A 19,371-nucleotide genomic window follows, 5' to 3' on the forward strand; every position below is an offset into this window, starting at 1 on the left:
CCTTGTCTGTACCGGTAATATCTTGATAAGCTCCTTTAGTAGCAAAACCATAGGGCGCTCCGAGTGATATACCCGCACCAAAGTTAGATTTAAAAAGCAGACCGGCCGCATGGGTGACGGGAACAGTCGCCAATGCAAGCATCAAGAGCACTACACCAGCACTCAACTTGGTCTTGCAACTCGTTCCAGTTTTTTTCATTAATTCCGCTGCGTCATCCGTTGCCAGCTGATTGACAGTTTGTCGTTTTTGATGATTGAAATTCATATTAGGGTTCCTCCTTAACGTTAAAAGGACGGAACTGCGTGGATATGCTTATATCGAAGTTATTTCGTTCGAACTTGTCAAAATCACATATATGATCAAGACGATAGCGTTATCTGGCAGTCCTGCTATCCTGGGGCATTGGCCCGTTAGATCAGTGACTTTGCGTCCCCTGCTTTCACAGGGTTTGCCTTTTTCATACTACGAACCATCTATAAGCAGGAACTGTGCCAGTCAAGAATTTGCCGGTCGACAATTAAAGAAAATACAATTAACAAATAAATTAAACGTATTCTCATCATGGATAAGCAGAAACCAAACAAAGAATAAGTGACGTTTCTTGTCAGCTGGCTACAAGAACTGTCAGCACCGCATCGTAAAAACACAAAAAAGTAGAACGGCCCCGGTTTGCCGTCCAATATTTTGTTGGTGCTGACATAGTCCGGGCGGTTATACTTTCCAGTCATCAAATTGCAAACTATTCAGCGTATAAGCAGGCTGAATTTATTCCCAACGAGAAAGCTGCCTCACCAGCGCAAACCTGTTATGACAGAAACGGACAACGACAACGATCAGGACAATTCACCGACGCCGCTGCAGCAGGTCACGTTTCTGTTACGCAAATACAAGCTGGTGGAAGGACTGGTGAATTTGCAGGATGCGCCGGAAGAATCGCTGGCTGGATCCACGGTGCAGAAACAAAATCTGTCCGAACTGCAAAACTTCCTGGACCAGCTCCATCCCGCTGACATCGCGCTGATTCTCGAAGCATTGCCGCTGGAAGACCGGCTGCTGATCTGGAGCATGGTCAAATCGGACCGGGACGGGGAAGTCCTGCTGGAAACATCCGACGCCGTCCGCGCCACACTGATTACCGACATGCACAATCAGGAATTGGTCGCGGCGACGGAGTATCTCGATGCCGACGAGATCGCCGACCTTGCGCCCGATTTACCGCAGGAAGTCATGGACGATGTTTTTCGCTCGCTCCCCGTGGAAGAGCGCGAGCAACTGCGCGCCGCCATGTCGTACCCGGAGGATTCGGTCGGCGCCTTGATGGATTTCGACGTCATCACGATTCGCGAAGATGTCCGCATGGAGGTCGTGTTGCGCTATTTGCGCATGCTGGATGAAATGCCGGATCACACCGACCAGCTCTTCGTGGTTGACCGGAATGAGCAGTTGAAAGGCGTATTACTGATCAACCGTCTGCTTGTCAGCGATCCTGATACGCTGGTTGCCGATGTCATGACCAACGAAATAATCAAATTGCACCCGGACGATGTCGCGCAACAGGCGGCCAATGCGTTCGAGCGTTACGACCTGGTTTCCGCTTCCGTGGTGGATGAAAACGACAAACTGTTGGGCCGCGTCACCGTCAACACCGTGATCGATTTCATCCGCGACAAAGCCGAGAACGAAGCGCTGAACCTGGCCGGTTTGAGCGAAGAAGAGGATCTTTTCGCACCGGTGTTAAAAAGCGTGCAAAACCGCTGGGTGTGGCTGGCCGTCAATCTGGTCACCGCGTTCATCGCCTCCCGCGTCATCGGCCTATTTGAAGACTCCATCGAAAAATTAGTCGCGCTCGCCGCCTTGATGCCGATTATTGCCGGCATCGGCGGCAACTCCGGCAACCAAACCATCACCATGATCGTGCGCGCGCTGGCGCTTGATCAAATCAACACCAGCAGCGCCTGGAAATTGATCACCAAGGAAGTCGGCGTCAGTATCGTCAACGGCCTGCTGTGGGGAACCATCGTCGGCTTGTTTACCTTCGCCATTTACCAGAACGCCGAACTCGGTCTGGTCATGACCTTGGCGCTGGTGCTGAATCTGCTGCTGGCCGCGCTGCTCGGTGTCCTGATCCCGCTGACCCTGCGCAAATTCGGCCGCGATCCGGCCATCGGTTCCAGCGTGATGATTACGGCTGTTACCGATAGCGGCGGTTTCTTTATTTTTCTGGGACTGGCGACGATTTTTTTGTTGTAAAAGAGAATGGCACATTGGCTGACAGAATTTATGCGATTGCAATAACTCTTAATAAGTTTTAACAACAAGATATCTATTCCTAACTATGATTAAACAACACCTCCTGAGTATTACTGGACAAATCATGTCATATATATCAAGTCGAGCGTATTAATCCGACTCCCACACTTTCTGCGACAACTTCCTATGCATGACTACATGAGGCAGCCACAAATCACTAGTGACATTATATTGACACTAGTGATTTATAGTAATACACTAGTGCTTCATTCTACATAGGAGATCCATATGCCACAGTTTACCGTCGATGAAGATATTGCTGCATTAGTGGAACGGCTTGCAAAGCCGAAGCCCTTTGAGAATCTCTCGTTTAACGCCGCGCTAAGGCGTGTTCTACAAGAGCATATTAAAATAAAGAAAGTAGACGACGAGCTGGATCAGCTGTTGTCGGAATCATTGGCCACAGTAAGGAAAGAACCAAAGAAGACTCCCTCCCCTAGCCCTCAACAGTGGGCGGCAAGCGTGCCTGAGCTTAAAGGAAGAAAAGATTTAAATACATGGAAGGAGGTTTGTGTTCTGCTAAAAATCGATACTGCTGGCGATTCAGCGAGAAGGAAGTTAAAAAACTGGGTTAAGGCAAATCGCCCCAACTGGCCTTCAGTCCCTGAAATCAGCGGTGAATGAATTTGCCCAACCCGGCAACAATCAAGAGGGACTGTACAAAAGCACGCAGCCCCTCACTTTTACCTTATACCAATTTTTCATAGAATACAGATGAAACTCCTAATCTTCCTCGGCACAGTCCGAGGCAGTTCACCCCCTAGCCCTCCACGGCTCGGTTTGAGAGTCGCAAACGCTTGTGTGATGCAGCTTCACCAAGGCGATATTTCAGTGGATCTGATCGATCCGCTGGATTTTGATCTTGGACTCATATTCAAACCACACTTTGCTTATGCACAGGGCAAAGCGCCCGCTCAGCTTCAATCCTTGGCGGAAAAGATTGCAGCCGCGGACGGCTATGTCATGGTGAGTCCGGAATACAATCATTCGCTGAGCCCTGCTTTGACGCATTTGCTCAATCACTTCGGCAGCTCGCTGTTTTCGTACAAACCCAGCGCGATCGTCACTTATTCGGCGGGACAATGGGGCGGTGTCAGGGCGGCGGTGGGAATGCGGTCTTTTCTGTCGGAATTGGGTTGCTTGCCGGTTTCGGCGATGATTCATATCCCGAAGGCGCATGAAGTGCTCGCCGAGGATGGAAGCTTTCTCGCGTCCGTCGACGCGGAGAGATGGACGAACTATTTTGCCCGATCCTTCGCGCAGCTCACTTGGTGGGCATCCGCCGCCAAAAATCAGCGAGATGTTATCGATCCGCTTAAACTGGCGCCTGCTTTTAAAAAAGATCCCTCACAAAGAAATGCTCCCTAAGCTTATGAGTTGCTAAACTGCTCAACCCAAGTCGCATGCTGGATATGGAAAATGTTCAGTAGGGTTCAAATGTTTCATTCCCGGGCAGATGCAGCCCGTATAATACAGCCCAATTAAGATTACCCCTGTCACCATGCCCGCCCCTGAAAGCAACAAGCACCCGCAAACCAAAAACCCCTTGCAAGGCGTTACCCTGGAAGCGCTGCTGACCGAGCTGCATGCGCAGGTTGGCTGGGAGGGGCTGGCTAAAAGGATCGATATCAATTGCTTCAAGCAAGATCCCAGCATCAAGTCCAGTTTGAAATTTCTGCGTAAGACGCCGTGGGCCAGAGAGAAAGTCGAGGCCCTCTACATCCAATTGAAACAAGGTAACCATGAGTGAATTCAGTCTTAAAGGGCACGACACGATTGCATTGAACGATCTGTTGAAAATCACTGGTCTGTGTGGGAGCGGTGGCGAAGCCAAGACCGTGATCGCCAAGGGTAAGGTCAAAGTGGATGGCCAGATCGAGCTGCGCAAAACCTGCAAGATCCGCAGCGGCCAAGTGGTGGAATATGCCCGGGAGCAAATCACCGTAACACGCTGAGCCATCCGGTTCAAAAAAGCCAGCGCGCTGGCAGCACATTCGAGTATCCTACGCGGTTATTCAGCCCAGACCGTAAACCATGACGCAATACCAACTCTTCGCCACCACGCCGAAAGCGATGGAAGGCATACTCGCCAATGAAATCCAAGCGCTCGGCGGGCAAAATGTACAGCAGAAACTCGCCGGAGTGGCTTTTCAAGGCGACCTGGCGATGGCGTACCGCGCCTGCTTATGGCTGCGCACCGCCAGCCGCGTGCTGTTGCTGCTCAGCAGCTTCGAGGTGAAATCGCAGCAGGATCTCTACGATGGCGTGCAACGCATCGACTGGTCAGCGCATCTGAACGCCGACGACAGTCTGGCGGTATCGTTTAACAGCAAGAATAATCCGGCGATCAACAACACGCATTTCGGCGCGCTCAAAGTGAAAGACGCCATCGTCGATCAGCTGCGCGCCAAGTTCGGCAGCCGCCCCAATATTGATACCGAGTACCCGAGCATCCGCGTCAATGTTTATTTGCACAACGACACCGCACAGTTGAGCCTGGATTTATCCGGCGAAAGTTCGCATAAACGCGGTTACCGCGAAGTCAGCATCGCCGCGCCAATCAAGGAAAACCTGGCGGCGGCCATTTTGCTGCGCGCCGGTTGGCCGGACATTGCCGCACAAGGCGGCTCATTGATTGATCCGATGTGCGGCTCCGGCACGCTGCTGGTGGAAGGCGCGCTGATCGCCGGGGATATCGCACCGGGGTTGCAGCGCGATTATTTCGGTTTTCTCGGCTGGAAACAGCACGACACTGCACTTTGGCAAAACGTCTGGGACGATGCGCAGCAGCGCCGTGAGATAGGCTTGGGCAAATTGCCGGTGATTGCCGGTTTCGACCAGGATCGCCGCACCGTCGCCGCCGCATTGCAGCATGTCGAAAACGCCGGACTGGCGGGAAAAATCCACATCGAAAAACGCGACATCGCCGACGCCTCCGCAGCAGAAAGCTGGACGAAAGGGCTGATCGTCTGCAACCCGCCGTATGGCGAACGGCTCGGCGATGAAGAACAAGCCGCCTTGCTCTACCGCCAGTTTGGCGAGGTATTAAAGCAGCGCTTCACCGGTTGGCAAGCGGCGATGATCATCGGTAACCCGGAATTGGGCTTCCGCTTGGGCATCCGCTCGCACAAGCCGATCACATTGTTCAATGGCGCGCTGGAATGCAAGTTATTGCGCTTCACCATCGAGGAAAAAGCTTTCTTCGAACCGAAAGCCAAATCGCAGCAGGAGCGCATCGAACACATCAGCCGCCGCGCGCAATCCGGTCAAGCCGACAGCCAAGCGGAAATGTTCGCCAATCGCCTACGCAAGAACCTGAAAAAACTGACCAAGTGGGCCAAACAAAATCAGATCCATTGCTACCGGCTATACGACGCCGACCTGCCCGAATACGCGGTGGCCGTGGATGTGTACCAAGGCGAGCAGACCTGGGTCAACGTGCAGGAATACGAATCGCCGAAAACAGTCGATCCCGCAAAAGCCAATCTGCGGCTGGCCGGTGTGATGGCGGAGATTCCCAAAGTGCTGGAAATTCCTGCCGATCAGGTGTTTCTAAAAATTCGCCGCAAACAGAAAAGCACCGATCAATACGAGAAACTGAGCGACTCGCGTCACTTTCATGTGGTGGAAGAAAGCGGCTGCAAGTTTTGGGTAAATTTCGAGGACTATCTCGACACCGGCCTGTTTCTCGATCACCGGCCCATGCGTCTGCTGATCCAGCAACAAACCAAGGGCAAGCGCTTCCTGAATTTATTCGCCTACACCGGCAGCGCCACGGTACATGCGGCGATTGGCGGCGCGGTATCGAGTGTTACGGTGGATATGTCGAACACGTATCTGGATTGGGCCAGACGGAATTTCGTCCTCAACGGCATTGACGGCGATCACCGGCTGGTGCGCGCCGATTGCTCGCAATGGCTGGCCGAGCAAGCCGCTGCCAGACAAAAACCGCAATTCGACCTGATTTTTCTCGACCCGCCTACTTTCTCGAACTCCAAGAAAATGGACGAAGCTTTCGACATCCAGAAAGACCACGTGGCGCTGATCCGCAACGCCGCCGCCCTGCTGGCGCCGGGCGGAACCTTGTATTTCTCGACCAACTTCCGCCGTTTCAAAATGGACACGGACGCGCTCAGCGATTGGATCATCGAAGACATCAGTGCAAAGATGATCCCCGAAGATTTCGCCCGCGATGCCAAGATTCATTACTGCTGGAAGATTTCCCGCTGAACGTCCTGTAGTAATACGACACGCATCCTATCCGCACTGGACAACGATCATACTTCTTCGTATGATCATATTGTCTTCACATACGTGTGCGTTAAATTATGACACATCGAACCACCATCACGCTGGATGATGAAATTTTTGCATTTCTAGATCAAGTTGCCGGTGAAAACCGTAGCGCGTACATCAACGCGTTGCTGAAACAAGAACGCTCTAATTTCCTCAGACAGGCGTTAATCAAAGCCAATCAGGAAGAAGCCGCAGATACCGATTATCAGGAAGAATTACAGTCATGGGAAAGCACCTTGTCCGATGGTCTGATCAATGACTGAATTCAAGCAACTGGATATTCACTGGATTGATCTTGAACCGGCAAAGGGCGCGGAAACCAAGAAACTGAGACCGTGCGTGATTCTTCAAGGCGACCTTGTCAATATACAATCCAGAACGTTGATTGTTGCCCCTCTGCTACCGAATCACAAACCCTGGCCTTTCGCAGTGAACCTGGAACCAACCCAAGAAAACGGTTTGGATAAAAACCGCCACATCAACCTCAAGCAATTACGTGCTGTTGATGTTTCCAGGATTGGCAGAAAACAAGGAAAACTGGAAAGTCAGTATATCGATGCTGTTAAAGCGGCCCTAACTATCGTGTTTGATTTGTAGGCCTACCGGGCAAGAACTAGACCACGCACCATCCGATTGTTGCAGTTCTAGAAGATCAATCCAGAGGAATACCCTGGATTGATCTGGATTTTTATTACCTTTTGACTGTAATTTGCGCCGTAATACGTTCTCGAGTTCAGGCTTGCTTGCAGTTATGGCGGCGGTGACGTGCAGTGAACCCCAGCAGCCCTAGTCCAGCCAGCAACATGGCATACGTTTCGGGTTCAGGAACGGCCGTCACAACGATATTATCAAAGTATACGTTGCCTGCAATTGCGTCAGACCCGACAAAATCTTCCAGCATGAGATGCAGCGGCATACCATTCATGGGAGTACCGCCATAAACAAATAGAGCGGTATTGGCATCAATCGTGATCGAATAATTTGTCCACGCCCCGTTATGGGTCAATACCACGCTGAGTCCCGGATAACCGGCCTGAGTACCCGCGATCCAAGTGTGTGATCCTGGTTTGCTATCACTGATACCCACGAATCCGCCTAGATCGGTAGTGGCAGAACCTGGCGTCTCGACACTCAAATAATCGAAACTAACGGTATAAATTTGCGACGGCGCGAAGAAGGAACCGGCGGTAAAAATATCCCCGCCAGAGCCAAGCCCGGTAAATGAAAGCACATCGTTGCCACTCAACGGATTCGCTGGATCGGCAACGACAACACCGGTTCCAATGGGATTCCATTGTCCCAAGCCGGATTCAAAATCTTCACTAAAAAGCGCGGTGCTCGCTTGCACGGAAAAAGACGCAAACACCGCAATCAATGCACCAAAATAACCCGAGTATTTCATAATGGCCTCCATTGTTAAAAAATCTTGATCCTAAAAACCGCAAGCAGCAAGGCATTCACTACACTCGTCCAATCATCGCGCAAAAACGGCGCAGCCGATATCAGTAGAAATACAAGTATAAATCCGGCAGGATATGATATCAGTACACCTGCCGGATTGAGCTCAATAAACCAGAATCAAAACTTCAATTGGCCGTTGCATTCCGCCGATGCACCAGCTGATACAACACCGGCACTACCAGCAACGACAGTAACGACTGCGACAATGTGCTGCCGATCATCACAGTCGCCAGGGTGCGTTGCACTTCGGCGCCGGTAGTGGTGCTCAGCGCCATCGGCAGGAAGCCCAATGATTCCACCCAGGTCGTGATCAAAACCGGGCGCAGCCGCAATAGCGCGCCGGTTCGGATGGCTTCGTCGAGTTTCAGCCCCTGCGCGCGCAAATCGCGAATGAACGACAGCAGCACTAGACCATCCAGCACCGCCACGCCGGACATGGCGATGAATCCCACGCCAGCGGAAATCGAGAGCGGAATATCGCGCAACCACAGCGCGACGATGCCGCCGGTAATCGCCAACGGCACCGCGCTGAACACCAGCAAGCTATCGCGAACACTGCCGAGCATGGTGTACAACAGGAAAAATACCAATCCAAGCGCCAGCGGAATGACAATCTGCAAGCGTTGCGCCGCCATGATCAATTGCTCGAATTGCCCGCCCCAGGATAACCAATATCCCGGTGGAATCTTAACCTGCTTCGCAATATGCTCTTCCGCTTCCAGAACGAAGGAACCGATGTCGCGGCCACGCACGTTGGCGGTGATCACCACGCGGCGTTTACCGTTTTCCCGGCTGATCTGGTTGGGGCCCTTGGCAATGTGCAGATCGGCCACCTCGCCCAGCGCGACATAGGCCAGCAAAGGAGCGGCTGGCGCATTTGGGGTATTTGGCGCGTTCGGCGCACCCGCCGGATTGGGAACAGGAAGCTTGATCGGCAGGCGCTTGAGTGTTTCGATATCGCCGCGGATTTGCTCCGGCAGCCGCACTTGCAGATCGAAACGGCGGTCGCCTTCAAAAATCAAACCGGTCGTTCTGCCGCCGATGGCGATATTGATCGCGTCTTGCACATCGCTGCCATTGAGGCCGTAACGCGCCATCTTGGTGCGGTCCATCTGAATCGACAGCAGCGGTAAGCCGGTAATTTGTTCCACCCGCACATCCGCCGCGCCGGGCACCGCTTTGATGATTTTTTCAATCCGTTCGGCAAGATTGAGCATGACATCGAGATCGTCGCCGAACACTTTCACCGCAACATCCGCACGCACCCCGGATAGCAGTTCGTTGAAGCGCATCTGGATCGGTTGCGTGAATTCGTAATTGTTACCCGGCACTTTGAGCACCGCCGCTTCCATCGCTGCGATCAATTCCTGCTTGGTGCGATACTTACCGGACCATTCGGATTGCGGTTTGATGATGATGAAAATATCCGCAACGCTGGGCGGCATGGGATCGGTAGCAATTTCCGCGGTACCGATTTTGGAGAACACCCGGCTGACTTCGGGAAACTTCTTGATCGTTTCCTCCAGCTCATTTTGCATCTCGATGGCTGTACTGAGGCTGGTGCCTGGAATGCGAATGGCGTGCAGCGCAATATCCTCTTCGTCCAGGCTGGGGATAAACTCACTGCCCATGCGCGTGGTCAGCAGCAGCGACAAAATCACGATGACAGCGGCGATGGTGACCGTCAATCCCTTGTTATCCATCGCGGCATCCAGCGCCGGCGCATAGATTTTCTTCGCCCACAGCACCGCAGCGCCTTCTTTTTCCATCATTTTGCCGGACAAAAACATGGCGACCGCCGCCGGCACAAATGTCACCGACAGAAATACCGCGCCCAGCAGCGCCAGCAACACCGTGTATGCCATCGGATGAAACATCTTGCCTTCCACTCCGGACAACGCAAATACCGGCAGATAAACCACCATGATGATGATCTGCCCGAACAGCAGGGCTTCCCTGACTTCCTTGGACGCATCGAAAACAATCTCGAAACGTTCGTCGGGCGTCAACTCCCGCCCCACTCGCGCTTGTTCCAGCGAAAGTCGGCGTATGCAGTTCTCCACAATGATGACAGCGCCGTCGACAATGATGCCGAAATCAAGCGCGCCCAGACTCAGCAGATTGGCGCTGACATTACTGGCCACCATGCCGCTGATGGTGAACAACATCGACAGCGGAATAATCAGCGCGGTGATCAGCGCGGCGCGCAGGTTACCGAGCGATATGAACAACACCACGATGACCAGCGTAGCGCCTTCCATTAAGTTGTTTGACACCGTGCTGATGGTTTTGTCGACCAGCGTAGTGCGGTTATAAACCGGCGTTGCACTGATACCGTCAGGCAAACCGCGGTTGATCTCGGTCAGTTTTTCCGCCGCCGCCTGCGAAACGGTGCGGCTATTCTCCCCGATCAGCATAAACGCCGTACCCAGCACCACTTCGTGGCCGTTCTGCGTCGCTGCGCCGGTGCGTAATTCCTTGCCGATCAACACATCGGCGACGTTCTTGACGCGTATCGGCACGCCCTGATTACTGCCCAGAATAATCTCGCCGATTTCGACCAGATCGGCCACCTGCCCCGGGACCCTGACCAGATACTGTTCGCCGCTTTTCTCGATGTAACCCGCGCCGATATTGAGATTGTTACGCTCCAGCGCCAGCACCAGATCTTGCAGCGTCAGGCCGAACGAAATCAGTTTCTCCGGATAGGGCGTGACATGGAATTGCTTGACGTAACCCCCGACCGAATTGACCTCCGTCACCCCTTTCACCATACGCATGCGGGGTTTGATGATCCAATCCTGCAATTCGCGCAAATCCATCGAGGTATACGGCGTGCCATCCGGTTTGCGCGCTTCGGGGTCGGCGTCGACAGTCCACATGAAAATTTCGCCCAGACCTGTCGAAATCGGCCCTATGGTCGGAACAATCGCGGCTGGCAACCGGCTTCTGACTTCCTGAATGCGCTGACTGACCAGTTGCCGCACCAGGTAGACATCGGTGCCATCCTTAAAAATCACCGTGACTTGCGATAAGCCGTAACGCGACAGAGAACGGGTATATTCGAGACCGGGCAAACCGGCCATCGCCATCTCGATCGGAAAGGTAATGCGCTGTTCGGCTTCCAGGGGTGAATAACCGGGTGCCGTGGTATTGATTTGCACTTGCACATTGGTGATGTCCGGCACCGCGTCGATCGGCAGCTTCAGGTAGTTGTACATGCCGAATGCGGCCATTGCCAGCACTGCCAATAAAACAAGCCCGCGCTGATATATCGATATTTTCAGAATGCGTTCAAACATGATTTTTCCTTGGGTAGCTTGTTTTAGGGTTGGCTAATGGTCATGCGATGCACCGGCTTTATCGATATCAGCCTTGATGGCGAAGCTGTTGCCCGAAGCATAGCGCTCCCCGGCAGCGAATCCTTTCAATACCTCGACCATTTTGCCGTCGCTGCGGCCCAATTCCAACGGACGAGCTTCGAGATAACCGCCATAGCGGCCGAACACCACCGTCCAGTCGCGGAATGTTTGTATCGCTTGCGCCGAAACTGCAACCGGCACTTCTATTTCATCCGATACCAGCTCGATGTTGACGAACATGCCGGGATGCCAGCGGCCGTCCTTGTTATCCAGAATGACCCGCGCCGTGGCCGTGCGCGTCTGCCCGCCGATCAGCGTGGTGATATACGTGACAGCGCCTTCGCCTTCGACATCGAAGGCGGTGGCTTTGACCAAGGCTTTCTGCCCGACTCTGACGATACTCAGATCTTTCGGGTACACCGTCACAGCCGTCCACACCGTCGACATATCGGCCACGGTAAAGATGGTGATGTCCTCTTTCAATGCCGCGCCCAGAGCCACCGTCCGGGTAATGATGAGCCCGGAAATCGGCGCGCGCACTTCATAACGGGTCAGTTCTTTTGCCGGCAATCCCGATTCAGGCCGCACACCCAGCGCTTTCAGTTTTTCCGCAGCCAGATCAGCAGCGATCTGGGCTTCGTTCAATACCAGTTCCGCCGCCAGATAATCCTGCTTGGCGGATATTTTTTCTTCCCACAATTGTTTTTCCCGCTGATAAACGGTCCGCGCCAGTGACAGCCGTTTCTGAGCGGCCATGAACTGGCTATGAAAATCCGCCAGCATTTGGCTTTCGATAACCGCCAGCACATCGCCTTTTTTCACCATCTGTCCCGGCTCGAAGTTCACCTCGGCTACCACGCCGGGCAAACGCGGCACGACTTGCACGATCCTATCGGGATTAAACACAATTTCGCCCGGCAGCTTGAGTGTTGACTTGATCATGGCCGGACCGGCCGTTTGTATCTCGACACCGATCGTTTTGAGCATCTCATCCGTCATTTCCAAGCGCGCTTCGACTTGACTGGAACCCCAGCGGAATGTCTGGCCGTTGCGCTCGGCGGCAATCGCCAGATCAAATGAATGCGGTTCTTCCACCACCTGATCGCCGAGCAGATAATCGGCTTCCGGTGCAAATTTAATCAGCTGCACCGGCGCCCCAAGCCGTGTCAATGCAATAGACACCTTGGCGGCGGCCGGTGGAAGCGGCTTGCCGTTTTCGTACAGATAAACCCGGAACTGCGGCGGCACGCCTTTTTCAAAGATCGTCAATTCCAGCCCGAAACCATCACCGGCAAACAATTTACCGCCTCTTGGCCCGATATCCGGCTGAGTCTCGCCCGCTATCCGGTTGGCATCGCCAGCCGCTGTCTCCGCTGTGACCGCCGACGGTTTATCCAGCAACAAAATCAATCCCGCCAGTACAACGCCTATGGCAATGACGATCAGAATTGGCATCAATCGCGTTTTATTCATCATGTATCCTTTTTACTTTTTCCGCTGTTAAGGCAAACGTCCGCTGATCTCATGCTTTGGCTTGACACTATCGATAGGCGCCGCGATCAGGCGTTCTATGTCGTTCATCAGGCGCTGATAGTTTGCCAGCGCACGCACATAGAGCAGTTGATTCTGAAACAGCACGCGCTGTGCATCGAGCAGCTCCAGCAAACCGAATTTTCCCAGTTCGTAACCTCTGCGCATTACATTGAAGGCGCTCCGTGCACCGGGCAAAATTTCATCGCGCAGAATATTGATTTCATTCCACACCGCCGACATCATTTCATACGACTGCGCCAGCTCGGTTCTCAGCCGTATGTCGGTCGCCACTTGTTCATCGACGGCTTTATCCACGCGCTGATAAGCTTCCTTGAGATTGCCTTGATTGCGATCGAAGAGCGGCAGTGGAATCATGACGCCCGCGACTGCTGTGGTGCCGCCCAATTGCGCATGATGCACAGCACCGGCACTAAGGGTCAGATTAGGAATACGGCGGGTTTGCTCGACTTCGAGCAACGCTTTGCGATGTTCGATGTTTTTCACGGCGCGCAGCGCCATCGGATTTTCCAGCACACGATCTTGCAGCATTTGAAAATCGGGCGGCGCAATCGATGTTTCCAAAATCCCCAAGGCTTTAGCAAACTGCGGCGTGGCGCTATCCCACAGCAGGGCAAGCCGCTTCCGGGCGGAAATCAAATCCCGTTGCGCCTGCTCGAATTCGATGCGCGCCGTGGACAGTCCAACTTTAGCCCTGGTTTCCTCAATGGGTGGCACCTTGCCAGCCTGCACCCGCAGAACCACGGTATCCACCACATTTTGCGCCAGCTGCCTGGTTTCCTCCGCGAGCTTGAGCCGTTCCTGGCCGGCCAGCACTTCGGTAAACACATTAGCCACCCGGGCTATGATTTCCACACGCCTGGATTCATAGTCCCGCGCAGCCAGTTCCTCATTCAACCGCGCGGCGCCAACCCGGGCGGCGCGTTTGCCGCCCAATTCAATCAATTGCCCAAGGCGGATAGTGGTCAGCTGCTGCACCACTTCCTGCGATACCGAATCCTGTGAATTAATGTCGCCACTCAGCTTTTGTATATTCCCGGGGTTCTCGACATTCACCGACAATTCCGGGTTTCTAAACAGCCCCGCTTGCAGGGTCGCCCCCTCCAGCGCGCGCATTTCCTTGGCAAACGAGGCCAATTCGGGATTACGCAGCAAGGCCAGATTGACCGCGTCACGCAACGTGAGATCGCCCGTTTCCTGCACGGACAACTCTGCTGCTTGACCTTTGGTGCCATTTGGCGCAACACCGAAAGCATCGGCGCCAGCATTGGTCTGGAATGAGAAACCCAGCAAAAAGATGAACCCCGGCAAGATACGCCGCAATCCGGATACCGCCCAATAGCACGGCGCGATCGATAAGCCGCTCAATGTCATAAATCCTCCGCATACACCTCGGCTATGCAAATGTAAAACGGATCATCGAAAAATCAGAATGGATCTGTTTCTTGCATAGCTATGGATTATTACCATCCACAAACAATACTTTTTTAAATCTGGTTTAGAGCAAACGAAGGGCGCGCGGAGGACGCAGGGGTAAATCCGGAATTGTTTCGGGAATCAAGGAAGAAATGAATACCGCCATAACTTCTGTCACAATCACACCGGGAATCGAGGGGAAAGAATGAAAGAAAAACGGTTGGTATTGTCCTGCCGAATGCAGGCACAAATGCGTTGCTGCATCGAGATCAACACCTTCCCACGACACATTATTGCGATGCAGCTCCAAATGCGTTGCAGGATCGGCGGACAAGGATTGACGGACATGATCCAGTTCGTGGGCAAATACTTCGCCTCTGAACGACAAGCTCAATCCATTCGTCAGTATGCTGACAATAAGCATAAAGATGATTGGATAAGCCGAATATTTCCGCATAAAGAATTAATCTATAAAAAATGAAAATTTCATTTAAGTATAATCATTTCACAGAATGATGCTATTTGCAATTTAGAAATCTCTAAAAAAATCAGACTTTAGAAGATCCCAACGTCTTCAGCCATCAGCATATCCACCAGCGCGATCAGCGGCAATCCGACCAGACCATTCGGATCATCCCCGGTCATGCGTTCAATGAGCGCAATCCCCAGTCCCTCCGATTTTGCACTACCGGCGCAGTGATACGGCTGCTCCTTGCATAAATAATTTTCAATTTGCCGGTCGCTCAGCGGCCGGAATTTCACGTGATAGGGAATGACACGCGATTGCAAGCGATCCGCTGCGCTATTCAGCAGGCATAAAGCGGTATAAAAAACAACTTCTTGACCTTGAACCAATTGCAATTGTTTTATCGCATTCTGATGACTCAATGGCTTGCCGAGCGGAGTATTTCCCAATGCCGCGACTTGATCGGAACCGATAATTAAGGCATGCGGATACGTCTTCGCGACAGCGCGCGCTTTTGCCTCGGCCAAACGCACGGCCGTTTCTTCGGGAGATTCACCGGGCAGCGGCGCTTCATCAATATCCGGATGTTCCGTTTCAAACGGGATCTGCAACCGTTGCAATAATTCCTTACGATAAATCGAGCTGGATCCCAGTATAATTTGCGGGGTAATGTTTTGTGTTTTCAAAATTTCCTTCTGTAATTTTTGACACTTAGGTTTAAAAAATATAACATGCGCGCCTTATGTCTGATAGGTTAGTCATAGACTCTCTGGATTTTGCGCATAATGCGGGCAGTCGTCATGGTAAAATCCCGTTGGTTGAGCTTGTGCGCTTACATGATCGCTTATTTGATCAGGAAGGGGAGCTAATCTATCAAATCAGGGGCCAATTCGACAAGAATGAAAGACCGGGGTTATACATTGAAATAACCGGAAAAATCCATCTTCATTGTCAGCGTTGTCTTGATAAATTAGTGCATCATATTGATTTGCGGACATTCCTGATACTGGCGAAAAACGAAACAGAGCTGGATCTGGCCGATGATGACGATACGATTGATGCAATTTTAGCAACCCCTGATTTGGATGTTTTTAATTTAATCGAAGATGAAGTGATTCTCAGCTTATCAATCTCATTGTGTCACGCAGATGACGAATGCAACATATTTAAACTGAAATCAACTGATAACGGCTTAGCCGATAAAACACAACCGGCACACCCTTTTGCAGCATTGGCAGCATTAAAAAAGACAAATTGAGTTCAAGGAGTTATTCACATGGCAGTCCAGCAAAATAAAAAATCCCCATCAAAACGCGGCATGCACCGCTCGCATGATTTCTTGACCAGTCCGCCATTAGCGGTTGAATCAAGCACGGGAGAAATTCATTTGCGCCATCATATTAGCCCTAACGGCTACTATCGCGGCAAAAAAGTGGTTAAAACCAAAAACGATTAAAAACATAATTCCTATTGCTACAGATCGCATCAACTATAGTTTCCTCCAGCCGCAAGAGCACTGAAATTGGATATCACTGTAGCAATAGACTGTATGGGGGGCGATCATGGCCCCCACGTTACCGTTCCATCCGCACTCGAATATTTGCGCCAGGACCCTGAAGCCAATATTATTTTGGTTGGTATCCCTGATGCCATCGAAGCTGAATTACGCGCCGCAAAATCCGATTTTGGTCCCAGAATCCGGCTCCATCCGGCGAGTGAAGTCGTCGGCATGGATGAATCGCCGGCTACAGCCTTGCGTGGTAAAAAAGATTCTTCCATGCGCGTTTCCATCAATCTCGTCAAAACCGGTGAGGCCCAGGCTTGTATCAGCGCCGGCAACACCGGCGCATTGCTGGCCACTTCCCGCTTTGTCTTAAAAACGATCCCAGGCGTTGACCGCCCGGCGCTGGCGGTAATACTGCCGACCAGCACCGGCCACACTTATGTGCTGGACTTGGGCGCTAACGTCGATTGCACGGCGGAACACTTGTTCCAATTTGGCATCATGGGCGCATCCCTGGTATCCTCGGTAGAGAATAAAGCCTTTCCAAGCGTGGGATTGCTCAATATCGGCGAGGAAGAAATCAAAGGCAATGAAATAGTCAAACAGGCGGCCGAGCTACTGCGTAATAGCGGTCTCAATTTTTATGGCAACGTGGAAGGCAACGATATATACAAAGGAACCACGGATGTCGTGGTATGCGATGGCTTTGTCGGCAACATCACACTAAAAACTTCCGAAGGCTTGGCACAAATGCTGGCAGCTTACTTGCGTGAGGAATTCAAACGCAATCTGCTGACGAAACTCGCCGGTGTAATCGCGATGCCGGTCATCAACTCCTTTAAGCGCCGCGTTGACCATCGGCGTTATAACGGCGCCAGTTTCCTGGGTTTACGCGGCATCGTGATTAAAAGCCACGGTTCGGCGGACAAATATGCTTTCGGTTTTGCCATCAAGCGCGCCGCCGACGAAGTGCGCGGCGGCATGCTGCGGCGCATCAGTGAACGGGTAGCCGAGTTCTCCCGTCATTCTCAAACTTCCTCTAAAGAAATAATACGATAATGTATTCAAGAATCACTGGAACAGGCAGTTATTTACCGGAGAAAATTCTCACCAATCTTGATCTGGAACGCATGGTGGATACCAGTGATGAGTGGATCCGCACGCGCACCGGCATCACGCAGCGGCATATTGCCGCAGAAGATCAAGTGGCCAGCGATCTGGCGCTGTATGCATGTCAGAATGCCATGCAAGCTGCCGGTGTGACCGGTCAGGACATCGATCTCATTATCGTCGCCACCACCACACCGGACATGATTTTCCCGAGCACCGCCTGTATTTTGCAAAACAAGCTGGGCATCGAAAACTGCCCGGCTTTTGATGTGCAAGCGGTCTGTAGCGGTTTTGTTTATGCGCTCGCCACCGCCGATATGTTTGTCAGTTCCGGCAAGTGCCGCAATGCACTCGTGGTCGGCAGCGAAATCTATTCCAAAATAATGGATTGGAATGACCGCAACACCTGTGTTTTATTCGGTGACGGCGCGGGCGCTGTGGTGCTTTCGCAAAGCGATCAGCCCGGCATACTATCGACGCATCTGCACGCCAGCGGCAGTCACAGCAACATTCTTTCCGCACCGGGAAGTATCAGCGGCGGTAAAGTACAGGGCACGCCGTACATCAATATGGAAGGCAATGCTGTTTTTAAATTCGCGGTCAAAGTGCTGGAAGAAGTCGTGCAGGAAGCAGTTGCAAAAAACAATCTGCAATCCACCGATATCGACTGGCTGATTCCGCATCAGGCAAATATCCGGATTATTCAATCCACCGCCAAAAAACTTGGATTACCGATGGACAAAGTGGTCGTGGCCGTGGATAAACACGGCAACACCTCCGCCGCTTCCATTCCGCTCGCGCTCGATATGGCTGTGCGTGACGGGCGTATTCAGCGCGATCAATTGGTTTTACTGGAAGGTGTCGGCGGTGGTTTTACATGGGGAGCAGTCTTACTGCGTTGGTGATTTATGAAATGTGCATTTGTATTTCCGGGCCAGGGATCGCAATCCGTCGGCATGATGAATGGATACACCGATTTACCTGTCATTCAGGAAACCTTTCAGGAAGCATCCGATATCCTTAAACAGGATTTTTGGTCTATGGCCGTTAACGGACCGGCGGATGATCTCAATCTGACGATCAATACCCAGCCGCTCATGCTGACCGCAGGTATCGCAGTATATCGCGCCTGGACAAGCCTGGGTGGCGAACAACCGGCATTGATGGCTGGGCATAGCCTGGGTGAATATACCGCGCTGGTCGCCTCCGAAGTGTTGAGTTTTGCCGATGCCTTGACATTGGTGCGTTTTCGCGCGCAAGCCATGCAGCAAGCCGTGCCGGAAGGTGTTGGCGGCATGGCGGCGATTTTGGGATTGGACGATGAAATCATCGAAACCATCTGCCGTGACATTACCCGTCAAAACAGTGAAGAATCCCTGGAACCGGCCAACTTCAATTCACCGGGACAAATTGTCATCGCCGGACATAAGAATGCTATTTTGCAGGGAATCGAACTGGCCAAGTCGAAGGGAGCGAAACGCGCCATCATGCTGCCCATGAGCATCCCGTCGCACTGTTCACTGATGAAACCGGCGGCTGACAGCATGCGGCAGCAGCTAGCCCATGTAACCCTGCAACCGCCGCGCATCCCGGTTCTGCATAATGCCGATGTAAAAACGCATAGCGATGCCGCGGATATCAAAGAAATTCTGATCCGCCAGCTCACCAGCCCGGTACGCTGGGTGGATACCGTCAAAGCATTTGCCGCTAACGGTGTTACCCATATTGTCGAATGCGGCCCGGGAAAAGTATTGGCCGGACTCAACAAACGCATTGATCCAAACCTGCAACAGCTGTCGCTGGCGGATGGTGAAGCCGTCAAACAAGCGATTAACCATTTAAGGACATAGCATTACAATGAACATTCGCAACACATTATCATGGCTCGATTTAA

Annotated in this window: 20 protein-coding genes, 1 pseudogene and 1 riboswitch; of the genes and pseudogenes, 13 read left to right on the top strand and 8 right to left on the bottom strand. The window is 52.3% G+C overall.

From position 1 onward, the window contains the following. The coding region (locus ABD07_RS06605) for a hypothetical protein (RefSeq protein WP_160817643.1) at positions 1-265 on the bottom strand (265 nt) is incomplete at its 3' end. Positions 266-377: 112 nt separating this feature from the next. Then, positions 378-464: riboswitch (cyclic di-GMP riboswitch) on the bottom strand. Positions 465-808: 344 nt separating this feature from the next. Between ABD07_RS06605 and mgtE the strand changes: the two genes are divergently transcribed. The 8 genes from mgtE (at position 809) to ABD07_RS06645 (ending at position 7,204) form a co-directional block, all read left to right on the top strand. After that, positions 809-2,251, top strand: coding sequence for a magnesium transporter (mgtE, locus tag ABD07_RS06610; RefSeq protein WP_160817644.1), 1,443 nt, complete (start codon positions 809-811; stop codon positions 2,249-2,251). A 288-nt stretch (positions 2,252-2,539) separates the two neighbouring features. Then, complete coding sequence (locus ABD07_RS06615) at positions 2,540-2,935, top strand: hypothetical protein (protein ID WP_160817645.1); 396 nt, start codon at positions 2,540-2,542, stop codon at positions 2,933-2,935. 90 nt (positions 2,936-3,025) lie between these two features. Then, on the top strand, positions 3,026-3,679 hold the full coding sequence (locus ABD07_RS06620; protein ID WP_160817646.1) for an NADPH-dependent FMN reductase: 654 nt from the start codon (positions 3,026-3,028) through the stop codon (positions 3,677-3,679). 133 nt (positions 3,680-3,812) lie between these two features. Continuing rightward, complete coding sequence (locus tag ABD07_RS06625) at positions 3,813-4,061, top strand: VF530 family protein (RefSeq protein WP_160817647.1); 249 nt, start codon at positions 3,813-3,815, stop codon at positions 4,059-4,061. Further along, positions 4,054-4,266, top strand: a complete 213-nt coding sequence (locus ABD07_RS06630) for an RNA-binding S4 domain-containing protein (RefSeq protein WP_160817648.1) — start codon at positions 4,054-4,056, stop codon at positions 4,264-4,266. The genes ABD07_RS06625 and ABD07_RS06630 overlap by 8 nt, the downstream gene beginning before the upstream one ends. Before the next feature lie 79 nt (positions 4,267-4,345). Further along, the gene (gene rlmKL / locus ABD07_RS06635) at positions 4,346-6,541 is read left to right on the top strand and encodes a bifunctional 23S rRNA (guanine(2069)-N(7))-methyltransferase RlmK/23S rRNA (guanine(2445)-N(2))-methyltransferase RlmL (RefSeq protein ID WP_160817649.1); all 2,196 of its coding nucleotides are present in this window, start codon (positions 4,346-4,348) and stop codon (positions 6,539-6,541) included. Between the two features lie 98 nt (positions 6,542-6,639). Next, positions 6,640-6,870, top strand: coding sequence for a type II toxin-antitoxin system MazE family antitoxin (gene mazE, locus ABD07_RS06640; RefSeq protein ID WP_160817650.1), 231 nt, complete (start codon positions 6,640-6,642; stop codon positions 6,868-6,870). After that, a complete protein-coding gene (locus ABD07_RS06645) occupies positions 6,863-7,204 on the top strand; it encodes a type II toxin-antitoxin system PemK/MazF family toxin (RefSeq protein WP_160817651.1) in 342 nt (113 codons plus the stop codon). Before mazE ends, ABD07_RS06645 begins: the two co-directional genes overlap by 8 nt. Positions 7,205-7,340: 136 nt before the next feature. Here the strand turns inward: ABD07_RS06645 and ABD07_RS14960 are convergent, their stop codons facing one another. The 7 genes and pseudogenes from ABD07_RS14960 to ABD07_RS06675 form a co-directional block, all read right to left on the bottom strand. Beyond that, a complete protein-coding gene (locus ABD07_RS14960) occupies positions 7,341-8,009 on the bottom strand; it encodes an FxDxF family PEP-CTERM protein (protein ID WP_240142449.1) in 669 nt (222 codons plus the stop codon). Between the two features lie 184 nt (positions 8,010-8,193). Next, entirely contained in the window at positions 8,194-11,370 is a 3,177-nt protein-coding gene (locus ABD07_RS06655; RefSeq protein ID WP_160817652.1) for an efflux RND transporter permease subunit, read from the bottom strand. Between the two features lie 33 nt (positions 11,371-11,403). After that, positions 11,404-12,903, bottom strand: coding sequence for an efflux RND transporter periplasmic adaptor subunit (locus tag ABD07_RS06660; protein WP_160817710.1), 1,500 nt, complete (start codon positions 12,901-12,903; stop codon positions 11,404-11,406). A gap of 27 nt (positions 12,904-12,930) precedes the next feature. Beyond that, positions 12,931-14,304, bottom strand: a complete 1,374-nt coding sequence (locus tag ABD07_RS06665; protein ID WP_476703648.1) for a TolC family protein — start codon at positions 14,302-14,304, stop codon at positions 12,931-12,933. Beyond that, positions 14,282-14,368: pseudogene (locus tag ABD07_RS15375) on the bottom strand (hypothetical protein); the annotation flags it as partial. The pseudogene ABD07_RS15375 and the gene ABD07_RS06665, both read right to left, overlap by 23 nt. Before the next feature lie 111 nt (positions 14,369-14,479). Beyond that, positions 14,480-14,821, bottom strand: coding sequence for a hypothetical protein (locus ABD07_RS06670; RefSeq protein WP_240142450.1), 342 nt, complete (start codon positions 14,819-14,821; stop codon positions 14,480-14,482). A 131-nt stretch (positions 14,822-14,952) separates the two neighbouring features. Next, positions 14,953-15,549, bottom strand: a complete 597-nt coding sequence (locus ABD07_RS06675) for a Maf family protein (protein ID WP_164502779.1) — start codon at positions 15,547-15,549, stop codon at positions 14,953-14,955. A 56-nt stretch (positions 15,550-15,605) separates the two neighbouring features. Here ABD07_RS06675 and ABD07_RS06680 point away from each other — a divergent pair, with 56 nt between their 5' ends. The 5 genes from ABD07_RS06680 (at position 15,606) to fabD (ending at position 19,327) form a co-directional block, all read left to right on the top strand. After that, positions 15,606-16,121: a YceD family protein gene (locus tag ABD07_RS06680; RefSeq protein WP_160817654.1), complete on the top strand. Its 516-nt coding sequence runs from the start codon at positions 15,606-15,608 to the stop codon at positions 16,119-16,121. An 18-nt stretch (positions 16,122-16,139) separates the two neighbouring features. Beyond that, positions 16,140-16,319 carry a 50S ribosomal protein L32 gene (gene rpmF, locus ABD07_RS06685; RefSeq protein WP_090316306.1) on the top strand — a complete coding sequence of 60 codons (180 nt, stop codon included), beginning with the start codon at positions 16,140-16,142 and terminating at the stop codon, positions 16,317-16,319. A 66-nt stretch (positions 16,320-16,385) separates the two neighbouring features. After that, the gene (plsX, locus tag ABD07_RS06690) at positions 16,386-17,426 is read left to right on the top strand and encodes a phosphate acyltransferase PlsX (RefSeq protein WP_108699001.1); all 1,041 of its coding nucleotides are present in this window, start codon (positions 16,386-16,388) and stop codon (positions 17,424-17,426) included. Then, on the top strand, positions 17,426-18,382 hold the full coding sequence (locus tag ABD07_RS06695) for a beta-ketoacyl-ACP synthase III (protein WP_108699002.1): 957 nt from the start codon (positions 17,426-17,428) through the stop codon (positions 18,380-18,382). The genes plsX and ABD07_RS06695 overlap by 1 nt, the downstream gene beginning before the upstream one ends. 3 nt (positions 18,383-18,385) lie before the next feature. Continuing rightward, positions 18,386-19,327: an ACP S-malonyltransferase gene (fabD, locus tag ABD07_RS06700; RefSeq protein WP_160817655.1), complete on the top strand. Its 942-nt coding sequence runs from the start codon at positions 18,386-18,388 to the stop codon at positions 19,325-19,327. Positions 19,328-19,371: the final 44 nt, after the last annotated feature.

The sequence above is a fragment of the Nitrosomonas oligotropha genome (assembly GCF_009833085.1).
Taxonomy (GTDB): domain Bacteria; phylum Pseudomonadota; class Gammaproteobacteria; order Burkholderiales; family Nitrosomonadaceae; genus Nitrosomonas; species Nitrosomonas oligotropha.